The sequence below is a fragment of the uncultured Pelagimonas sp. genome (genome assembly GCF_947498515.1).
GTDB lineage: Bacteria > Pseudomonadota > Alphaproteobacteria > Rhodobacterales > Rhodobacteraceae > Pelagimonas.
In genome coordinates this window covers 247,934-268,677 of the sequence record NZ_CANMKO010000003.1, presented here as the reverse complement: position 1 = coordinate 268,677, position 20,744 = coordinate 247,934, and the positions used below count along the sequence as shown (strand labels likewise).

Below are 20,744 nucleotides of genomic sequence, written 5' to 3'. Positions count from 1 at the left end.
CTCCCTGTTCGTACTCTATCGAAGATCTTTCACGCGGCTCAGGTCATACCCGTACCACTCCAAAATTTCGTGTGCGGCATTCAAGCGTTCGCCAGGATGGCCAGTTTTATCCATGATCCAAACCCGCCGTCCCCCGGGTTCGCCCAACACCGCAGTTCGGTTATTGATATCAAGCCAATGGACCCAGATTTCCTCGTCACCAAGTAAAAACCGCCCTTTTCCGATTGGCTGAAAGGGTAATGCGGTCGCACCAAAACCAAATATCGCCCCTTTGACCGTCACTGTTCTTTCGGCGACATCCATTGAAGATTGAACAACGATCCAATCGCCCGCCAAACGTTCGAGAGTCACATCCGCTTGTGATGCGACTGGGGCTGTTGGATTTCGCAATGGAATCTGAGTTTCTGGCAACATGGTTACCGGTGTGCAAGCCATCGTCATCGCCAGAAAGGCCGCCGATAAGCACTTGAAAACACGTGATGAAGTTACCGTTGCCATTCAACGTTCCCTTGGTTTGGCACAGGGTACGCCCCAAAAAGCGCTCAAATCCATGCCCAATACGACTCGCGTCATGCCTAAGGCGTCGCGATGTCCAAAACCTGCCTCATTTGGCCAACAGGGTGAAGCCATCTGCAATACCAATCGATCCGGAGCGACTGCCAATGCTTCATGATAAATCGCTGCTGTCCGGGACAAAACCCGACAGCCGTTTTTCACGCCTATTCGACCTGTTTGAGCAAGGTTTGCCGCAGGAAAAAACCAACGTCAATCAAACGCTCAGTGCGAAAAAAGCTGAGCGTTTATTGGACCTTGCCCATCGTTCGTTAAGCGACCGCCCCAATAGAAGGCGTTTAGCCGCGGAACCCTGTAGCAACGACGAATTTTTCCGACGAATCCGAGCGGCTGGCCGGGGGTTTGACATGGGCGACCTTGGTGAACCGTTGCTTTAAAACCTGTTGAAGCGATCCTTCGGCACCACCGGCAAGAACCTTTGCAACAAAGGTGCCGCCCTCTTCGAGGACATCAAAGGCAAGATAGGCCGCAGCCTCGCAAAGCGCCATGATGCGCAAGTGATCCGTTTGCTTGTGGCCAGAAGCCGATGCCGCCATGTCGGACATGACAACATCAGCCTTACCTCCAAGCCAACCTTTGACTTTGTCATCGGCATCGTCTTCCATGAAATCCAATTGGTGGATTTCACACCCGGACACAGGGTCAACCTCTTGAAGGTCGATGCCCAAAATTGTGCCAACTGCTTTGCCAGGTTTTTCACCCAAAGCATTCACACGACGAGCCGCAACCTGACACCAGCCGCCCGGTGCACAACCCAAATCTACAACACGGGCACCTGGAACCAAAAATCGAAACTTATCGTCTAATTCCAGTATCTTATAAGCCGCACGACCACGGTATCCATCTGCCTGAGCGCGTTTGACATAGGGGTCATTCAACTGGCGTTGCAACCAGAGCGTCGACGAAAGCTTGCGCCCGCGTGCGGTTTTGACTTTGACCTTGAGGTCGCGCTGGCCGCGCCCGGATGCGTTTTTAGGTGACTTGGCCATGATTTCTGCCTCTTGCGGATTGCGCGGATCAATATTCGCCGAAAAGCGGCATCTATCACAAAGGTCCGTCTTCCAAAACCCCATCAGCGGACATCTGCGCGTAAAGCAAGCCTTCGCGCAATCCCCTATCCGCAACGCTTAGGCGATCTGTGGGCCAAACCCGCAACAACGCTTGTAAAATCGCAGACCCAGACATGATTAATGCCTGCCGATCCGGGCCAATGCGCGGATCGCGCCGCCGACCGGTTGGCCCCAAATCAAGATAGCGTCGGATGACCGCCTCAATCTGATCCGAGGTCATGCGCAAACCGTCGACCTTGGTGCGGTCATAGCGGCGCAACCCGAGATGCGAGGCGGCAACAGTGGTCACCGTCCCTGATGTGCCAACAATTTGAAAACCTTCACGAGTTTGCTCATCTGCATAGGGGGCAAAATCCGCCAACTGTTCCTCAAAGAACCAGCTCATCAAGGCGTAACGCGCGGCATCATCGGACACATCGGAAAATTGATCGCGCAGGGTCGCAACGCCCAACGGCACGCTGATCCAATCGACGACTTTGGCCGTCGGAAACGGGCTATCTGGCGGATGAAACCCTGCATGAAGACGCATAATAGCGCGCGGACGATCGCGGGCCGGAACCGAACTAAGGTCAATCCAGACCAGTTCAGTGGACCCACCGCCGATATCAACAACAAGCAATTGTTCGGTTTTTGTCGACACCAGTGGCGCACAGGAGATCACTGCGAGACGCGCTTCTTCCTCCGGTTCAATAATCTCAAGGGGCAAACCGGTTTCGCGGCGGACCTGATGCATGAACTCGCCACCATTACCGGCCCGACGGCAGGCTTCGGTCGCCACAAGGCGCATACGGGTCACCCCGTGGCGTTCAATTTTCTGACGGCACACCCTAAGAGCCGACACCGTTCGCCCCATTGAGGCGCGGCTTAGTCGACCATATTTCTCAAGCCCCTGCCCCAGCTGGACAGATTTTGAGAAACTATCAATCACATGAAACTGACTGCCCTTGGGTTGGGCAACCAACATGCGACAACTATTCGTGCCCAGATCCAAGGCAGCATAAAGCGCATTGGGGTCTGGCCGTAATGGCGCGGTGCTCTCGACCGGTTTCGGGAAAGCGCCCGCAGCCTTGGGACGCTTGGGCGCCATAACTTTGCGCCCTCCGATTTCAACTTGAGTTTACGATACGCGGCGGATCGGCATCGCGCAAGACGCATGACGCCGTGGACCCAAAGGATTCTCGTAAAACTCTGACAAGAAATCATATTCGCCCTCAAGAAACGGGCGAATGGCGTCGATCGTTTTGCCGTCCAAATCATCAATCGAAAGCTTGGTCTCGGACGTGTTGCGGCGCGGCATGTCAACATGTTGGCGGGTCAACAAGCTGAGATCATAAGCCAGCCGCCCCAAGTCTTCGGTTTTATAGACCTTGTTATAGGCGTTCAAATCGCGCCCAACAAAAAGCCAGGCTTCAATTGCGTGGTGTTTCACGCTTGAGGCCGCTTGTTTGTAGACTTCCAAATTTTGAAAGAACTCATCTGGGCTTGGCTCGCGCGGCACATTGGGCAACCAATCGCGACCATCGCGCAATTTGATGCTGTTTCTCAAATCCCCGAATTGCAACACGCGGTTGGTATAGACCGACAGCAACCGTTTGATCGGGTCACGCACCACGCAGAACCGCCAATAATCGCCAAATTCTTCGAAACGGTGCGGCCGAAACCGAGCCGTCGGGTAAATGTCATGCCATGTATATAGGGTAACATCCTTTTCGGCGGGCAAGTTAACCGATGGGTCCAGCCGCGCCAACGCTTCCTTGACCGAGGAACACCCGGCCTTGGGCAGGGCCATATAGGCCAGCTTATGTGCGTCAACTGCGATGACCATTGGCCTGCGCCCCCTATCCTTGTCTCTCTTCTTCATATTCCCAGTTTGGGGCGAGAGTTTGGCGACAAGGTTAATGTGCCTCATGTTTATCCTGAAAACTTATACGATCCCAAGAGGTTTAACAATCTTTGCATAGGCCCTACCCTGTCGCTCATGGATTGGCACAAGTCGAAATTCGACAACGAACGCCACCTTCTCACAGCTAAAGGTTCTAAGAGGACCAAGAGGAATCAGCAAAATGCCAGATATCACGATCGTCTATTGGCGTGACATTCCCGCCCAAGTGATCGTGGGCAAAGGGCGACGCGCCGCCAAGGTGCAATTGCCCGAACGCTTTGAACAGGCGATTGATCGCGCCGCCATGAAAGGCGGTCAAATCGATACCGACGCATATCTGGCAGAATGGCGCAAAGTTCCCTCTGGATCTCAGGACGGTGATCAAACCGAAGTGGCCGCAACAGAAGCCACACGATTGGACACCGAGTACGACCAAGAGCGTCTTAAGACGCTGATCGCAAATGATGGTTGGGCATAAGTCCCGCCATGAAGCTGAGGGAGGCCATCATGGCTCTGCTGAATTTCCGCAAACGCGACGACGCGACGCAAACCGGACAGCGCAACGCTGATCTAGAGGCCTTTCTCGAGGGATATTCTATCGAGGTCATGCCGCGCACCGCTGGCAAAATCGATGATTTCCGCGCGCTTTTGCCCGCCGATACACGCGTTTACATCGCCCATATCGAAGGCACTCCAATCGCTGAAATGGTTGCGACGGCCAAACGTTTAGCTGACCAAGGCTACACTGTCATGCCGCATTTCCCGGCACGTATTATCAATGACAAGGCGACCCTGGGAAACTGGATCGCCATGTATCAAGGCGAAGCCGGAGTTGAGCAGGCCCTGCTTTTGGCAGGCGGTGTTGCCCAGCCCCACGGTGATTTCCACAGCTCGATGCAATTGCTGGAAACCGGTTTGTTCGATAAGGCGGGATTCAAACGTCTGCACGTCGCTGGCCACCCCGAGGGCAACAAAGACATTGATCCAAATGGCGGCGATGACGCTGTGATGGACGCGCTGCGCTGGAAGCAGAGGTTCAATGAAACCTCGGATGCAGATATGGCCTTGGCGACACAGTTTGCCTTTGATGCCGATCCGATCATCGCGTGGGCCGATCGTCTCGCCTCAGAAGGTATTGATATTCCAATTCATATTGGCATTGCAGGCCCGGCCAAATTGCAAACTCTGATCAAGTTCGCCATCGCCTGTGGCGTTGGCCCGTCGCTCAAGGTTTTGCAAAAACGTGCCATGGATGTATCCAAGCTACTCTTGCCCTACGAACCAATGGACGTATTGACCAAGCTGGCAGCGCACAAAGCCGCAAATCCCGATTTCAACATCGAACGCGTGCATTTCTTCCCACTTGGCGGCATCAAAACCAACGCCAATTGGGCCATCAATAACGGCGGCCCTGCGGCCGCGCCCGTAGCGCCTATCCAAGGATAAAGTATGACCCGTACTATCATTGAATCCAAAAGCAAAACCGCGATCATCGGTTTTGATCAGCCCTTCTGTGTGATCGGCGAACGGATCAACCCAACAGGCCGTAAAATCCTGAACACCGAACTTGAGGCCGGCGATTTTTCACGGGTTGAAGCCGATGCCATTGCTCAGGTTGCTGCCGGGGCCACGGTGCTCGATATTAACTCTGGTGCCGTCTTTTCGAACAAAATGGCCGAAGATCCACGCTATGCGGATAACAACTTTGTCGAACCCGATTTGATGAAGGCCTTGATCGAAAAGGTGCAGGCCGTCACCGATTGTCCGCTGTGCATTGATAGTTCAGTACCGGGTGCGCTTGAAGCTGGCCTTGCCGCCGCCGAAGGGCGTCCGTTGCTGAATTCCGTCACCGGTGAAGAAGAGCGCCTTGAACTGGTTCTACCGCTGGTCAAAAAATACAACGTTCCAGTTGTGGCGATTTCCAACGACGATACCGGCATTTCCGAAGACCCGGATGTGCGTTTCGCCGTGGCCAAAAAGATCGTTGAACGCGCCGCTGATTTTGGCATTCCTGCCCATGATATCGTTGTTGATCCACTGGTTATGCCCATTGGCGCAATGGGTACTGCTGGGCTGCAGGTCTTTACCCTTGTGCGGCGCTTGCGCGAGGAACTGGGCGTAAACACCACTTGCGGTGCGTCAAACATCTCCTTTGGATTGCCCAACCGCCACGGCATCAACAACGCGTTTTTGCCCATGGCAATGGGCGCAGGCATGACATCGGCGATCATGAACCCAATCGCCCTGCCCGTCGGCCCCAAAAAGCTTGCTGAAAAGAAAGCAGAAGTCGAAGCCGCCGGAATCGTTTTGCCCGCCGACTTAGATGATGAGGCCTTTTGCAAATTGTTCGGTTTGGGGAGCACCACGGCCAAAGCAGGCAAAGAGATGGAAGCCATTCGCGCCGCGAACTTCCTCACAAACAATGACGAAGGCGGGGCTGCTTGGATCAAATTCAACAAAGCACCAGGTGAAAGCGGAGGCCGAGGCGGCCGTCGTCGCCGTCGCGGTTAACTTCAAACGCCCGCCCTCACCGGCGGGCGTTTTATCAAAACGTTGACGGCCCATCCTGCCCCCATCGTGGATAAGCTGATCGGTCTTGTCGGCCCATTTGATCACGGAACACTTACCTCATAGGTAAGTGATTTGCGTTAAATCTCTGCTATTGTGGCCCAATGACCCATTTTGCAGACGATTTGAAAACCTGGCGCACGACACGCCGCTTGTCCCAGCTGGCCTTGGCCACCGAATGCGGAATATCGGCGCGGCACCTGTCATTCTTGGAAACCGGACGCGCGCGACCAAGCCGCGGCATGATCCTCCGGTTGTCCGAAACGCTGAACATGCCACGCCCTGCTCGCAATCGCCTCTTGGTCGCAGCTGGCTTTGCCCCAGTCTACCCCGATTTGAAACGCGAAGCGGTTGCTCTTGCGCCCTTTTCTCAGGCCATTGATCGGATGTTGGACCGCCATGCTCCATACCCAGCCGTAGTGATGGATCGGCTTTGGCGTATCACTCAAATGAACAAACCTGCAGAAATACTGTTTTCTGGCATCGGTTTGACCGTCGGACAAAGCATGATTCAGTTACTTTTGGAAACCAATGTCGGCCCAGAAGCTGTTGAAAATTGGCCCGAATTTGGACACCATATCACAATGCGCTTGCGTGCTGAAAGCGCCGAGGCCGGTGGTATCGCAGAACTCGATCAAGCCGCTGAATTGTTGGCCCATGACCCAACGATCAAGGCCTATGAGCCCCCGGTTCCTTTGCCGCCCGTAACGCCAACGATATTTCGGGCGGGTCCAACACGCCTGTCGTTATTTAGCACCCTGGCCCAATTTGGCAGTGCAGAAGAAGTCACCTTGTCGGATTTAAAAATCGAGCTGATGTTCCCCGCAGACGAGGAAACGCGCCTATTTTTGGAAAGTCTTGCGACCTAGTCAGGTTCCTTTCCAATCACTTAGCGCGCTTCTTAATCTTGCCCGCCGCTTCGGCCAGATCGCGGGCAATGGCAAAGGCCCCTTTGATCTTGTCCGCATCACTGCGCCAATCGCGCCGGATGATGATCTTGTTGTCCTTGATCTTGGCCAGATCCCCTTGCGCGCGCATAAATTCAACCAACCCTTCAGGTCGCGCGAATTTATCGTTGTGAAACTGCACGGTTGCCCCCTTGGGACCGCCATCCAATTTGGCAATACCGGCACGTTTGCACATGGCTTTGATCCGCACCACAAGCATCAACGTGTTGACCTCGCGCGGCAATTTCCCAAAGCGGTCAATGAGTTCCGCGGCGAAACCTTCCAACTCAACCTTGGTGCTGAGCGAGGACAATCGACGGTACAATCCTAAGCGCACATCGAGGTCGGGCACGTAATCTTCTGGGATGAGAACCGGGACACCCAAATTGATTTGCGGCGCCCATTGGCCATCATCGTCCGTCAAACCTTCCATCTTGCCGGACTTGATCTTGGCAATCGCTTCTTCAAGCATGGACTGATATAGCTCATACCCAACATCACGCATCTGGCCGGATTGCTCTTCGCCCAAAAGGTTACCCGCGCCCCTGATATCAAGGTCTTGCGAGGCGAGGCTAAAGCCAGCGCCCAAAGTGTCAATCGACCCTAGGACCCGCAAACGCTTCTCGGCAGTTGCCGTCAGTTTGGCGCGGGGTTTAGTCGTTAGATAGCAATAGGCCCGAGTTTTCGAACGCCCGACACGGCCCCGGATTTGGTATAGCTGGCTAAGGCCAAACATATCGGCTCGGTGCACAATCATGGTGTTGGCCGTCGGAATATCGAGGCCGGATTCAACAATCGTTGTGGCCAACAACACGTCGTATTTACCGTCGTAAAAGGCATTCATACGGTCATCAAGTTCCCCAGCTGCCATTTGGCCATGGGCAACAACGTAGGAAATCTCTGGCATCTGCTCTTTGAGGAATTCCTCGATCTCGGGAAGGTCGGCAATGCGGGGCACCACATAGAAAGACTGACCACCGCGATAGTGTTCACGTAGCAGTGCTTCGCGCACGGTTACCGCATCAAATTCCGATACATAGGTGCGGATCGCAAGGCGATCGACGGGCGGCGTTCCGATGATCGACAGATCGCGCACCCCGGTCAGAGAAAGCTGCAACGTGCGCGGGATAGGTGTTGCGGTCAGGGTCAGAACATGAATGTCGGAACGCAGTTGCTTGAGGCGTTCCTTGTGCTGAACGCCAAAGTGCTGTTCCTCGTCAATAATCAAAAGACCCAACCGCTCAAACCGGACTCCCTTGGCCAAAAGCGCATGAGTCCCAATGGCAATATCGACGGTCCCGCGCGAAATCCCTTCGCGGGTCAAAGTGGCCTCTTTCGTGCCGACAAAGCGCGATAATGGCGCGACCTGTAAAGGAAAGCCCCTAAATCGGTCCGCAAATGACTTGTAGTGTTGACGCGCCAACAGGGTTGTCGGGGCAATCACCGCGACCTGTACACCCGACATGGCGGCCACAAATGCCGCGCGCATGGCAACTTCGGTTTTGCCAAATCCAACATCGCCACAAATCAATCGGTCCATCGGTTGGCCCGAATGCATGTCCTCCATCACGTCTTTGATGGCGTTTAACTGATCATCTGTTTCCTGATATGGAAAACGCGCCGCAAAGCTTTCGTTGGCCCCAGCCGGTGGGTCCATCACCGGGGCTTTGCGCAAGGCCCGTTCCGCAGCAATGCGGATCAGCTTGTCGGCCATCTCGCGAATGCGTTCTTTAAGTCGGGCCTTTTTGGCCTGCCAAGCCCCACCACCCAGCTTGTCCAAGAACCCTTCGTCATGACCATATTTGCTCAGCAGTTCGATGTTTTCGACCGGCAAATAAAGCTTGGAATCTTCGGCATATTCCAGACTGATGCATTCATGCGCCGCACCGGCGGCTGTAATGACCTCAAGCCCAAGGTAGCGACCAATCCCGTGGTCGACGTGGACCACCAAATTTCCGGGGCTAAGACTTTGGGTTTCAGTGAGGAAATTTTCGGCCTTGCGGCGTTTGCGCGGCGCGCGGATCAGACGATCACCCAGAACATCTTGCTCAGAAATAACCGTGATTTCTTGGCCATCCCATGGCGCAACAAAGCCAGCCTCAAGCGACCAAACCGCCAGATGGAGACCGCGTTTACCAACGCGTGTGCCATTGGCAACCGGAATGGCCTCGGCCAGCCCTTCATCTTCGATCAAGCCGGTTAGACGTTCGCGCGCGCCTTCGGAATAGGAGGCGATGAGCACCGGACCATTCGCCATTCGGGCCTTAACATGATCGGCCAATGAGCCGAAAAGGCTTATGTTTTCCTGTTGGCGCTCTGGTGCGAAATTGCGCCCAATACGCCCGCCCGCATCAACAACACCGGGGCCAGAAGCTTGTGGGAGCGGGTGAAATTGCACCACGCGCCGCCCCTCAATGGCGACTTCCCAGGCGGTATCGTCCAAGTACAACAATCCGGGCGGCACGGGTTTGTAAACACTGCCCATTGTCTTTTTCTGGGTCAGCGCATGCGCCCGTGTTTCGTATTGATCTTCGATACTTTCCCAGCGCGACAGGCGCGACGGAGTCATCTGATCATCGAGTAAAAGCGGCACACCAGGCAGGTAATCAAAGAGGGTTTCCAACCGCTCGTGGAAAAACGGCAACCAATGTTCAATGCCTTGATGTTTGCGCCCGGCACTGACCGCCTCGTAGAGCGGATCGTCTTTGACCGAGGCACCAAATTCGATGCGGTAATTCTGACGGAACCGCGTGATCGCGGCCTCGTCCAGAATGACTTCGGACACAGGAGCAAGTTCAACCATGTCCAGCTTTTCGGTGGTGCGCTGTGTGGCCGGATCAAAGCGGCGCGCCCCGTCCAGAACATCACCAAAGAAATCAAGCCGAACTGGCCCGCCTTCTCCGGGTGGAAAAATATCAACGATACCGCCACGAATGGCGTAGTCACCGGGTTCTGTCACCGTCGGGGCCTGACTAAAGCCCATGCGAACAAGGAAACCGCGCAGGGCCTCTTCGTCGACGCGGGAATCAACCCGCGCAACAAAGGCCGCTTCGCGCAAGACATCACGCGCCGGAACACGCTGCATTGCCGCGGATAAGGTGGTTAACAGAATGTATTGGCTTGGCATTCCGTGCAGGAAGCCAGCCAATGCCGCCATACGAGCAGCAGAAATATCCGCGTTGGGCGACACACGATCAAAAGGTAAACAATCCCAGCCCGGAAAGCTTACAACAGGGACATCTGGGGCCAAGAACGCCAGAGCGTCACGCATAGACGCCAGCCGTTTGTCATCGCGTGCGATATGAATGACCGGCCCAGAGGCGCGTGCCATTTCATCCAGAACCAGACGGGCATCAAACCCTTCGGGGGCGCCGCCCATTAATACATGTGTGTCAACCATATGGACCGAATGCCTTTCGGCACCCGCAAGGTCAACCACGAGTTTACTTTGACACGCGCGTTAAACCGCGATTAACGGCCTAGCGCGCCATATATTTCAGTGAATAAAGGATGACAAGTTGTGGTACATACCCCACATGGCGGTCAGGAAAATCGACACCATGCCAATCATTTGCGTGCTCATCCGATGAATCCGCAAGCGACGCCAAAGCGCATCTCCGCTATCTTCGCCTGCTTTGACTTTGCGCGCCGAATAGATGCTTAGCAAGCCAACAAATGTCAGTGGGAACATCAGCAGGAAAATGGCCTGCGCGAACTCGACACCATAGTAAATGCCAAGGATCAACAAAGCCGTCAAAATTCCCGAAACAAGAGCGGTCATCCAAAGCCCGGCTTCTTGCACAATGAACAAAAACCGGTTGGCATTGATACGGACCAAATCTTCGAGATCTTTTTCCGCCTGCCCACCGTTGCGGCGCGCCCGCGCAACCATATCGAACGGCACACCCAAAACCCAATGGCTAATCGACGACCAAGTCACGGCCAAGATAATCCAGTACCACAGGTTCGAAAACGACCGGGTGTCTATGACTTCAAAGACGGTGGTGTACCAGTCCAATGTGCTGCTCTTTCCTTGTGCCGGCCTATTCCGGCGACGGCGAATTAATAGCGAATTGCCTGTGTTTCGCGACCCAGTGGCACGAAACGCCAAATGGGGCTTGAGACAATGGACATTCCATGCCACCCAAATGCGACGTTTACAAGGACTTCACTATGAAACCGACTGTTGCCCCCTTTCCCGCCACCCGACTGCGCCGTTTGCGCCGCACACCTGCGATCCGCGCTCTGGTTCAGGAAACAACACTCAGCCCCGGTGATTTCATTTGGCCGGTATTCGTGCGTGATGGCGAAGGTGTTGTGGAACCCATCCCGTCGATGCCCGGGGTAAACCGGCTCTCAGTTGACAAGGTAGTTGAGGCCGCACGCGAGGCCTATGCGCTTGGCATCCCGTCGATTTGCCTGTTTCCCTATACCGATCCGAGCCTTAAGACCGAGGATTGCGCCGAGGCGTGGAATCCCGACAACCTGTCAAACCGGGCGACCCGCGCCATCAAAGACGCCGTGCCAGACATTGCCATTATGACCGATGTCGCATTGGACCCCTATAATATCGACGGCCATGACGGGTTTGTCGAAGACGGCGTGATCGTCAATGACCGCACGGTTGAGGCCTTGGTCAAGCAAGCCATGTCACAGGCCGAAGCAGGTGCTGACATCATTGGCCCGTCGGACATGATGGATGGCCGGATCGGAGCATTGCGCGACGCGTTGGAATCGGGCGGGCATCACGATGTCTTGCTCCTTAGCTATGCGGCCAAATTTGCCTCGGCCTTTTATGGCCCATTTCGCGATGCGGTTGGGGCGTCTGGCGCGCTGAAGGGCGACAAAAAGACTTATCAGATGGAAGCCGGAAATTCAGACGAGGCGATGCGTCTGATTGAACGCGACCTGTTGGAGGGTGCCGACATGGTCATGGTCAAACCGGGCATGCCCTATCTCGATATCTGCCGCCGCGCCAAAGACATGTTCGGCGCGCCGACATTTGCCTATCAGGTGTCGGGTGAATACGCGATGTTGGCCGGGGCTGGCGAGCGCGGCTGGGTTGACGGCGAAAAAGTCATGTTAGAAAGCCTCGTGGCCTTTAAACGTGCGGGATGCGACGGCATTTTGACCTATTTCGCCCCGGCTGCGGCTAAAATCCTAAACGGCTAGCAATCTTCCGCCCAAGACACAAAAGCGCGTGGCAAGGTGAGGTGACAAGCCTTGTTTTGCTGCGTATAAGACCAGTTAACCGGCACCAAAAGCCGGATCTGGGCCGCAGGCAAGCGATTGGCCCAAAGGAATGGCAAGGAACGAGCGACATGACCCTTTCGAGACGAAAATTGACCTTTGGCCTTGGCGCGACTGCGCTGGTGGCCGCTTGTGGTAACGGCGTTGGAAGCCGTGGCCCGGCAACAATCGACGCCCGCGTCGACAGCACCCTAAGCCAGCTGTATTCGGATTACCCATCGACCCGCGATCTGGCGGCAAAATCCGTTGGTATTCTGGTGATGCCCCTTGTGACCGAGGCCGGATTTGGCGTTGGCGGGGCATATGGCCAGGGCGCGCTACGCGTCGGTGGCGCGACGGTTGATTACTATTCTTTGGCCAAAGCTTCCGGTGGGTTGCAAATCGGTGCCCAGCAATACGCGCATGTCTTGTTCTTCATGACAAATGACGCCTTGGCGACCTTCCGTCGTTCACCCGGCTATGCAGCCGGTGCCAATATCGAATACGCGACGCCCGAACGGGGCGAAAAGCTGTCGACGGAAACCACAACAGCGCTGTCTCCAGTCATTGCGATTGTGTTTGGTCAGGCCGGTTTGCGTGTCGGTGCGACGCTGGAAGGTGTCAAATACACCCGCATCATCCCGTGACGCCACCGATTGGCAAAACAAACAGTTTCAATTCACCGGGGACCTTCCCCGGTGTTTTAGTTAGTGGTAGTTGAATTCCCCAACCACATTGCGCCATTCCCCCGGCGAAATCATTTTGCGATGCGTAAAGCGCACCGAATGAAGCGGCCCTTCAATCTCATCGTGCCAAAAGGCGATAAAGTCGAATAGCTTGTCGTGATCAGGGGCCAAATCGTAGTCTTGCCAGACGAAACTGTTCAAAACATGCGGGTAATCCGGCATGTGATAGAACAATTCCGCCGTGGTGAGCCCATAGCCCTTGAGCATCAATTCGGTTTCAGATGTCTGCATGTGGCGCCTCTTTGTTTTTGTTGTAAAAGAAGGCTGCGGCAAAAATCTTTACTTTTCAATAAAAACAGTCTGTTAGCAGACAATGTGACCGGCTGCTAAGATTGGGCAGAAACGCTGCCATTGCACCCTACATCCTGCATCTGTTATAAAACCTTCAACAAGATGTGGCAGATAACCGAGTAGGCAATCTACGTGAACGACACGCCAGAAACTCCTGATAATACAGACGAAAACCCGCCGGCATACAGCGGGCCGTCGATCTCCATCGAACGGGAGATGAAAACCAGCTATCTCGATTACGCGATGAGCGTGATTGTCAGCCGGGCGATTCCCGATGTACGGGACGGTTTGAAACCCGTTCACCGACGCATTTTGTATCATATGTATGATGGTGGCTACACGCCCGACAAATCCTATCGCAAATGTGCCAAGCCCGTTGGCGAAGTCATGGGGAACTATCACCCCCACGGCGATAGCGCGATCTACGACGCCTTGGTGCGTATGGCGCAGGACTTTTCCATGTCACTGCCTCTGATCGATGGTCAGGGTAACTTTGGGTCGATGGACGGTGATAGCGCCGCTGCCATGCGTTACACCGAGTCTCGGCTGGAGAAATCGGCGCTGAACTTGTTGCTGGACATCGATAAAGATACCGTTGATTTCCAAGACAACTATGACGGCAAGGAACGGGAACCCACGGTTTTGCCGGCGCGTTATCCTAACGTATTGGTCAATGGTGCTGAGGGTATTGCGGTTGGTATGGCCACCCGTATTCCGCCTCATAACTTGGGCGAAGTCATCGATGCTGCTCTGGCGCTGATCGACAACCCCGATCTGAGCAGCGAGCAGTTGATTGAATACGTCCCTGCCCCAGATTTCCCAACCGGTGGTGTGATCCTTGGCCGCTCTGGCGCGTACAAAGCCTATACCGAAGGTCGTGGTAGCGTTGTCATTCGCTCCAAAACCCGCGTCGAAGAAATCCGCAAGGACCGCTACGCCATCGTTATCGATGAGATTCCCTATCAGGTGAACAAATCGACGATGATCGAGCGGATTGCCGAAGCGGCCCGCGACAAAAAGATCGAAGGCATCGCCCACGTTCAGGATGAATCTGACCGCAATGGTGTGCGCGTTGTTGTAGAGCTGAAACGCGATGCTACGGCTGAAGTTGTATTGAATCAGCTGTTCCGCTTTACGCCCATGCAGACAAGCTTTGCCTGCAACATGCTGGCGCTCAACGGTGGCCGTCCAGAACAGCTCACTCTGCGTGCCTTCTTGACGGCCTTCTTGGATTTTCGCGAAGATGTGATTGTGCGCCGCACTGCCTATCTGCTTCGCAAAGCTCGCGAGCGGAGCCATATTCTGTGTGGTTTGGCTGTGGCCGTTTCCAACGTTGACGAAGTTGTTGCGACTATTCGTGCCTCGGCGGATGCGCCAGAAGCTCGCGCCAAACTGATGGAACGCCGTTGGCCCGCCCATGAGATTCTGCCATATATCGCGCTGATCGACGATCCGACCCACAAAGCAAATGACGACGGCACCTATAACCTGTCAGAGACGCAAGTCCGGGCGATTTTAGAACTGCGTTTGCAGCGCCTGACACAACTTGGTGTCAAAGAAGTCACCGACGAGCTGGAAGAACTGGCTGCCAAGATCAAAGAATACCTTGAAATTCTGGGCAGCCGTGACCGCATCATGACAATTATCTCGGATGAAATGCGCAAGGTTCGCGAAGATTTCGCCGTACCCCGACGCACCGAGATCGTTGATTGGGCTGGCGACATGGACGACGAGGATCTGATCGAACGGTCCGATATGGTCGTCACTGTCACCGCCGAAGGTTACATCAAACGCACGCCGCTTGTTGATTTCCGCGCCCAGAAACGCGGCGGTAAAGGTGTGTCCGGCGGCACGATGAAAGACGATGATGTGGTGACCACGCTATTTGTGGCCAACACTCATACGCAATTGTTGTTCTTCACCACCGATGGCATGGCCTACAAACTCAAGACATGGCGTTTGCCGCAAGGGTCTCGCACGTCCAAGGGCAAGGCGATTGTCAACCTGTTGCCGATCCCATCGGGCGTATCAATTGCCGCGATTATGCCGGTTGATCGGGACGAGGATGACTGGGATGACTTGCAAGTCGTCTTTGCGACATCCGCAGGAACTGTGCGCCGTAACAAGCTGTCAGACTTCACAAATGTGAAATCTAACGGCAAGATCGCGATGAAGTTCGAAGACGATCACGCAGACACAAAGCTGATCGATGTGCGCATTGCTGAAAACGACGATCACGTCATGCTGGTTACCGACAGCGGTCGTGCGATCCGCTTCCCCGCAACGGCCGTTCGGGTATTCAACAGCCGCGCGTCGGTGGGTGTCCGTGGGATCAAATTGCTCGGGGATGACAAGGTCGTGTCGATGGCCGTCATTCGCCAGTTCGAAGCAACCCCAGATGAACGCGCAGCCTACCTCAAAATGCGCCGTGCCATGGCAGGTCTTGCGGATGATGCGGAACTGCCAAGTGAAGAAGAAGGCAATGCCAACGCTCAGCTCAGCCAAGAACGCTACGCCGAGATGTCAGCAGCTGAAAACCTGCTTTTGACGATCACTTCAAAAGGCGCTGGTAAGTTGAGCTCCAGCCACGATTATCCGGTGCGCGGACGCGGCGGAATGGGTGTTCAAGCCTTTGACAAAGCGATGCGCGGCGGCCCCCTTGTGGCCAGCTTCCCGGTTGAAATGGGTGACCAAATCATGTTGGCCACCTCAACAGGTCAATCGATCCGCGTGCCCGTTGATGGCATATCCTTCCGCTCGCGCGGGGCTGGCGGCGTCAACGTCTTCCGCACCGGCAAGAAAGAAGTTGTTGTTTCAGTTGCGCGGATTGCCGATCAAGGCGACGACGACATCGAGGATGCCGAAGTGATCTCCGAAAGTGGTCCTGAGGGAACCAGCGAAGAGTAAGCACAGTAGCTTTTCTAAACAAACACCGGCCATGGCTCCCTGCTCTGGCCGGTGTTTTGCGTTTTAAGAGGGTTTCAATCTCTGTCTGGCAATTTGCGCTCAAAGGAGATTTTGATGAACCTCTACACATGCATGATTGATCTGAAAAATGATTCCAAAGCTCTGGCCTTTGCCCATGCTGCCGAGATTTGGTTGGACCATTTGATGACCCAGGGCGTTATCTTGCGTTGGCATTTATACCGACGCAAATTGAACCTCGCCGCGGATTGCTATCGCGATTTTCTTTTGCAGATCGAGTTCAACGATTTGGCGCAATTGGATCAGGCGTTCCGAATGAATGGAACACAGGATGACAATATCGAACGGCTCTACCGTGCAGTTCATGAACAGATTCTGAATTCGGATTTTGCACTGTATCGGCCATTTCCGGACCCAGAGCGGACCGAACGTATGGCACTTTTGTAGATGGCGGGGTTTCCCCCGCCACCGTATTTTATAGATCGTAGATGTCTTTGAACTTGGCTTCGAGATAATCCAAAAGCGGCCCCTCGCTTGGTGCTTTGCCAGTAGCGTGCTGGATCGTATCAACCGCCTCGCGCAATCCGCCGTGTTGTTGAAGGTTCTCCCGCAACCAGCCCGTCGCCGCCGAGGTGTCACCGCGCGCAAGTTGATCATCAAGATCAGGAACCGCTGCGCGCAACGCTTCATTTAGGCAGCCAGCATAAACATTGCCCAGCGAATAGGTTGGGAAATAGCCAAAGAACCCGGCCGACCAATGCACATCTTGCAAAACGCCGTTTGACGCCTTGTCGACAGCATATCCGAAATCAGCTTCAAACCGATCATTCCAAGCCGTTTCAAGGTCGTCCACGGTTAAATCGCCAGAGATAATCGCCCGCTCTAGGTCAAACCGCAGCAAGACATGCAGGTTGTACTGAACCTCATCGGCCTCTGTACGAATGTAGCCGTTTTTGATCCGGTTGACGGCCCCATAAAACGCGTTTTCGTCGGCGACACCGAAGTCACCAAATTCATCGCGCATTTGCCCAAAAAGCCAACCTGTAAAGGCACGTGAGCGCCCAAGCTGGTTTTCATAAATCCGGCTTTGGCTTTCATGAACACCCATCGACACCCCGCGCCCAAGCGGAGTCATCCGGTAGGCTTGGTCGATATTCTGCTCATAGCACCCGTGCCCAACCTCATGAATTGTTGAGTAAAAACAATTGAATGGGTCAAGTGGCTCAGTTCGGGTTGTGATCCGCACGTCATTTCCGCTTCCGGAACTGAAAGGATGAACGGCCTTGTCAACGCGACCGCGGTTAAAATCATAGCCAAACTGTGCCGCGAGTTTTTCGGTGACCCGCATCTGACCTTCCGGGTCAAAAGACCCGCTCAAACCGGGCATATCTGGCTTTGAGAGAACCGCCTCGCGGAGGGCCACAAGACGGGGGCGCAAAGCCCCAAACATCGCCTCAAGTTCGCTTGCCTTGGTGCCGGGCTCATACTCGTTCAACAAGGCATCATACATATCGCCATCTCCGGCGAGCGCTTGCGCCTCTTCCTGACGCAAGGCCACGATCTCTTTAAGAACTGGTGCAAAGGCGGCGAAATTGTCATCTGAGCGCGCCTCGGCCCAGATCTTATGGGCCCGCGTCGACGCCCGCGCCATTTCCGCGACAAGGCGTTCGGGCACCCGCGAACTGCGCTCATAGGCACGGCGGATCAAGCGAACCTGAGCCCGTCCAACGTCATCAAGCGAACTGTCATCAATTGCCGCGAGCCACTCTCCGACTCGTGGATCAACTTTACGCTGATGGATGATGCCTTCGATGGCCGCGCTTTCATCGGCGCGTTGTTCTCCGGCACCGGCGGGCATCATGGTTTCCTGATCCCAGCCCAAGCGCCCAGAGATTTGCCCAAGCGCCTCAGTGTCTCGGTGAAAGGCCATCAAATCGTTAAAAGCGTTCATATCACGCGGCTCCTCGGATGGATTGTTCAGTTGGATAACGCGCCGCAAAGCGCGCCCGCAGGATCAAAGCCCAAAGCACAACCGCGCCCAGCTGGTGCAGCAATGCCAAATGCCACGGCGCAATATAAAGAACCGTCACGATCCCCAAAAGCACCTGCACACTTAGCATGGCAAACACAGCGTTGAACCGGAACCGCGTGTCACCATTGGGCGATTTGCGACCGCGCCGCCAAACCACAAGGCCAAAGGCAAACAACAGATACCCGAGCACACGGTGAAGGAATTGAACCAAACCTGCATTCTCGAATAAGTTGCGCCAAACCGGCTGAATGTCAAACATATCTGGCGGCAAAATCCCGCCTGCCATAAGGGGCCAATCATTGAAGGTCCGCCCGGCATCAATGCCCGCCACCAAAGCCCCAAACAGGATTTGCAAAAAGGCGAAATGCATCAACCCGGTCGACATGGAGAACAATTTGGGTTCGGCCAAACGACGCGCCTGCATCAAATCACGCTCTTCCCGGCCCAATCCATAGATGTACCACGCGATGAACCCAAGGATCACGAAAGCAAGACCAAGATGGGTTGCCAACCGATACGATGCCACATCGGTCATTTGTCCGGTCAAGCCAGACGAGACCATCCACCAACCCACGGCCCCCTGCAATCCGCCCAAAACGCCCAGTCCAAACAAGCGACCGGTCCAACCTGTCGGAATACGCTTGGCCGCCAAAAACCCAAAGAACCCGATCGCCCAAACAAGGCCGATGACCCGGCCCAATTGGCGATGGCCCCATTCCCACCAATAGATGAACTGAAACTCAGCAAGGCTCATGCCTTTGTTTTCCAGCTGATACTCAGGGATTTGCTGATACTTGGCAAACTCAGCGTCCCAGGCCTCGGCACTCATCGGCGGCATGGCCCCGGTGACGGGACGCCATTCGGTGATCGACAATCCACTATCAGTCAACCGGGTTAGACCACCAACGGCGATCATCACCACGACCAAAGCAAACAGCAGCATCAACCAGCCACGAATGGCCCGGCGCGCCCCACGTTTTCCCGCGTCAATCATCCCGCCCGACGGTTCCGCCGGTTTGGCCTGAGCTTCGCTCACATCTTCGAACAGCTTGCGCTTTTCAGCCATATCACATCTCCATTTGCGCGTGACACTAAGGCCGCTGCGCACAGGCTTCAACCACCCCTGAACAAGGTGTCACAGGGTAAGGAATACCTTGGTCAGACTTTCCAGACTTAGGGCGGCGGGTCCAATGATGTAGGGTGAATGCAGAATTTATGACACTGCCAACAGACATTCACACAAAGGACCGTAACAATGAAAAAGCTTCTGATTTCCGCCATCATCGCCGCCGCATCCATCGGTGCCACCACCGCCTCAGCCAGCTCGGCTTGGATTGAACACGGGGTAAAGCTGAATGCCCGTTCCGGTCCCGGCACACATTACAACGTGATTGGTACCTTCCATGCTTGCACCCAAATCCATGTGGTCGGCTGGCAACACGGGTGGGCCAAGGTTTCTTACAATCACAACCATTACTGGGTGGCTGGCAAGTACCTTCAAAATCATGCCTGCACCAACCACTACAAGCCAAAGCCCAAGCACAACAACTACGGCAACAACTATTGATCACACTGACACCATCGCCGGAATCTCCCCTCCCTGATCCGGCAATGACTAACGGACCGGCACACCCGGTCCGTTTTTTTTTGCGCTAGTCCTTATCCTTCCAGCGCACCACCTGTCGCATCATCCCGTGCAACATTTGCACATCAGCCCGCGTTAATGGCATCCGGCTCCACATGTTGCGAAGATTGACCTTCATGCTTTCGGCTTTGTGTTCTGGGTAAAAGAACCCGGCCTCTTGCATTCGGTCCTGATAATGCAGGGCCAAGTGCTCAATCTCTTGGCCATTGGCCATCTCGGTTCCAGCAAGGACATCAACAATCGGCTCTGCCTCGGCTGTCGCCCGCATCCATTCATAGCCGCAAAGCAAGACACATTGCGCGAGGTTCAGACTGGCGTATTCGGGGTTCACGGGCACTGAAATGATCGCATTTGCCTGCGCAATATCGTTATTCTCAAGCCCGGCGCGTTCTGGTCCAAACATCACCGCCACTTTTTGGCCCTTGGCGATCCGGTCCCGCGCCTCTTTCATTGCTTGTTCCGGGGTAAAAACCGTCTTGGTCAAATCCCGCGGCCGCGCCGTTGTCGCAAAAGTAAATGTCCGGTCCTCAAGCGCCCCGGCAAGATCGTCACATAGTTGGGCATCGTCCAAGACCCGTCCGGCCCCAGACGCCATTGCCACCGCAGATTCGCTCGGCCAGCCATCACGCGGCGCAACAACCCGCATGTTATCCAAGCCAAAATTCAACATCGCCCGCGCCGCCGCACCAATGTTTTCGCCCATTTGCGGACGCACCAAAACAAAGGTTGGCTGAAGTTTTCCCGATCCCATCATACTCTCCTGACTGCGCCCTTGGCCTAGGATGCGGGTGATAAATGCGCAAGCCCCCTCCTTCATCTCGTCAAACAAACTCCCA

The 20,744-nt window shown here is 54.9% G+C and carries 19 protein-coding genes; 9 read left to right on the top strand and 10 right to left on the bottom strand.

What is annotated here, in order from left to right:
* Window positions 1-15: 15 nt before the first annotated feature.
* The 4 genes from Q1A43_RS07690 to Q1A43_RS07675 all read right to left on the bottom strand — a co-directional run bounded on the left by Q1A43_RS07690 (window position 16) and on the right by Q1A43_RS07675 (window position 3,468).
* A complete protein-coding gene (locus tag Q1A43_RS07690) occupies window positions 16-498 on the bottom strand; it encodes a lipocalin (protein ID WP_299933919.1) in 483 nt (160 codons plus the stop codon).
* A 353-nt stretch (window positions 499-851) separates the two neighbouring features.
* Window positions 852-1,562: an RlmE family RNA methyltransferase gene (locus Q1A43_RS07685; RefSeq protein WP_299928412.1), complete on the bottom strand. Its 711-nt coding sequence runs from the start codon at window positions 1,560-1,562 to the stop codon at window positions 852-854.
* Window positions 1,563-1,617: 55 nt separating this feature from the next.
* The gene (locus Q1A43_RS07680) at window positions 1,618-2,730 is read right to left on the bottom strand and encodes a Ppx/GppA phosphatase family protein (protein WP_299928414.1); all 1,113 of its coding nucleotides are present in this window, start codon (window positions 2,728-2,730) and stop codon (window positions 1,618-1,620) included.
* 30 nt (window positions 2,731-2,760) lie between these two features.
* Window positions 2,761-3,468: a sulfotransferase family 2 domain-containing protein gene (locus tag Q1A43_RS07675; RefSeq protein WP_299933917.1), complete on the bottom strand. Its 708-nt coding sequence runs from the start codon at window positions 3,466-3,468 to the stop codon at window positions 2,761-2,763.
* Window positions 3,469-3,706: 238 nt separating this feature from the next.
* On the opposite strand from Q1A43_RS07675, the gene Q1A43_RS07670 reads away from it, so the two are divergent.
* The 4 genes from Q1A43_RS07670 to Q1A43_RS07655 all read left to right on the top strand — a co-directional run bounded on the left by Q1A43_RS07670 (window position 3,707) and on the right by Q1A43_RS07655 (window position 6,962).
* A complete protein-coding gene (locus tag Q1A43_RS07670; RefSeq protein WP_299928420.1) occupies window positions 3,707-4,003 on the top strand; it encodes a virulence factor in 297 nt (98 codons plus the stop codon).
* A gap of 29 nt (window positions 4,004-4,032) precedes the next feature.
* Complete coding sequence (locus Q1A43_RS07665; RefSeq protein WP_299933915.1) at window positions 4,033-4,971, top strand: methylenetetrahydrofolate reductase; 939 nt, start codon at window positions 4,033-4,035, stop codon at window positions 4,969-4,971.
* A gap of 3 nt (window positions 4,972-4,974) precedes the next feature.
* Window positions 4,975-6,036 (top strand): dihydropteroate synthase, encoded by a 1,062-nt coding sequence (locus Q1A43_RS07660; RefSeq protein WP_299933913.1) that lies wholly within the window; start codon window positions 4,975-4,977, stop codon window positions 6,034-6,036.
* Between the two features lie 161 nt (window positions 6,037-6,197).
* Window positions 6,198-6,962, top strand: a complete 765-nt coding sequence (locus Q1A43_RS07655; RefSeq protein ID WP_299933911.1) for a helix-turn-helix domain-containing protein — start codon at window positions 6,198-6,200, stop codon at window positions 6,960-6,962.
* Between the two features lie 16 nt (window positions 6,963-6,978).
* Here Q1A43_RS07655 and mfd read toward each other — a convergent pair whose 3' ends face one another.
* The gene (gene mfd / locus Q1A43_RS07650; protein WP_299933909.1) at window positions 6,979-10,440 is read right to left on the bottom strand and encodes a transcription-repair coupling factor; all 3,462 of its coding nucleotides are present in this window, start codon (window positions 10,438-10,440) and stop codon (window positions 6,979-6,981) included.
* Window positions 10,441-10,536: 96 nt separating this feature from the next.
* Entirely contained in the window at window positions 10,537-11,058 is a 522-nt protein-coding gene (locus tag Q1A43_RS07645; RefSeq protein WP_299928431.1) for a component of SufBCD complex, read from the bottom strand.
* Between the two features lie 155 nt (window positions 11,059-11,213).
* Between Q1A43_RS07645 and hemB the strand changes: the two genes are divergently transcribed.
* On the top strand, window positions 11,214-12,212 hold the full coding sequence (hemB, locus tag Q1A43_RS07640) for a porphobilinogen synthase (protein ID WP_299933907.1): 999 nt from the start codon (window positions 11,214-11,216) through the stop codon (window positions 12,210-12,212).
* A gap of 149 nt (window positions 12,213-12,361) precedes the next feature.
* A complete protein-coding gene (locus Q1A43_RS07635) occupies window positions 12,362-12,916 on the top strand; it encodes a YSC84-related protein (protein ID WP_299928436.1) in 555 nt (184 codons plus the stop codon).
* A gap of 60 nt (window positions 12,917-12,976) precedes the next feature.
* Here Q1A43_RS07635 and Q1A43_RS07630 read toward each other — a convergent pair whose 3' ends face one another.
* Window positions 12,977-13,246 (bottom strand): usg protein, encoded by a 270-nt coding sequence (locus Q1A43_RS07630; protein WP_299928439.1) that lies wholly within the window; start codon window positions 13,244-13,246, stop codon window positions 12,977-12,979.
* A gap of 192 nt (window positions 13,247-13,438) precedes the next feature.
* Between Q1A43_RS07630 and gyrA the strand changes: the two genes are divergently transcribed.
* Both gyrA and Q1A43_RS07620 read left to right on the top strand, forming a co-directional pair.
* A complete protein-coding gene (gene gyrA / locus Q1A43_RS07625) occupies window positions 13,439-16,213 on the top strand; it encodes a DNA gyrase subunit A (protein ID WP_299933905.1) in 2,775 nt (924 codons plus the stop codon).
* A gap of 114 nt (window positions 16,214-16,327) precedes the next feature.
* Window positions 16,328-16,678 (top strand): DUF6614 family protein, encoded by a 351-nt coding sequence (locus Q1A43_RS07620; RefSeq protein WP_299933903.1) that lies wholly within the window; start codon window positions 16,328-16,330, stop codon window positions 16,676-16,678.
* Between the two features lie 28 nt (window positions 16,679-16,706).
* Here Q1A43_RS07620 and Q1A43_RS07615 read toward each other — a convergent pair whose 3' ends face one another.
* Together Q1A43_RS07615 and ctaA are read right to left on the bottom strand one after the other, a co-directional pair.
* A complete protein-coding gene (locus tag Q1A43_RS07615; protein WP_299933900.1) occupies window positions 16,707-18,182 on the bottom strand; it encodes a carboxypeptidase M32 in 1,476 nt (491 codons plus the stop codon).
* A 1-nt stretch (window position 18,183) separates the two neighbouring features.
* Entirely contained in the window at window positions 18,184-19,329 is a 1,146-nt protein-coding gene (ctaA, locus tag Q1A43_RS07610) for a heme A synthase (RefSeq protein WP_299928449.1), read from the bottom strand.
* A gap of 189 nt (window positions 19,330-19,518) precedes the next feature.
* Between ctaA and Q1A43_RS07605 the strand changes: the two genes are divergently transcribed.
* Window positions 19,519-19,830: an SH3 domain-containing protein gene (locus tag Q1A43_RS07605; RefSeq protein WP_299933898.1), complete on the top strand. Its 312-nt coding sequence runs from the start codon at window positions 19,519-19,521 to the stop codon at window positions 19,828-19,830.
* Window positions 19,831-19,915: 85 nt separating this feature from the next.
* On the opposite strand, the gene Q1A43_RS07600 is transcribed toward Q1A43_RS07605, so the two are convergent.
* Window positions 19,916-20,659 (bottom strand): RNA methyltransferase, encoded by a 744-nt coding sequence (locus Q1A43_RS07600; protein ID WP_299928457.1) that lies wholly within the window; start codon window positions 20,657-20,659, stop codon window positions 19,916-19,918.
* Window positions 20,660-20,744 lie beyond the last annotated feature (85 nt).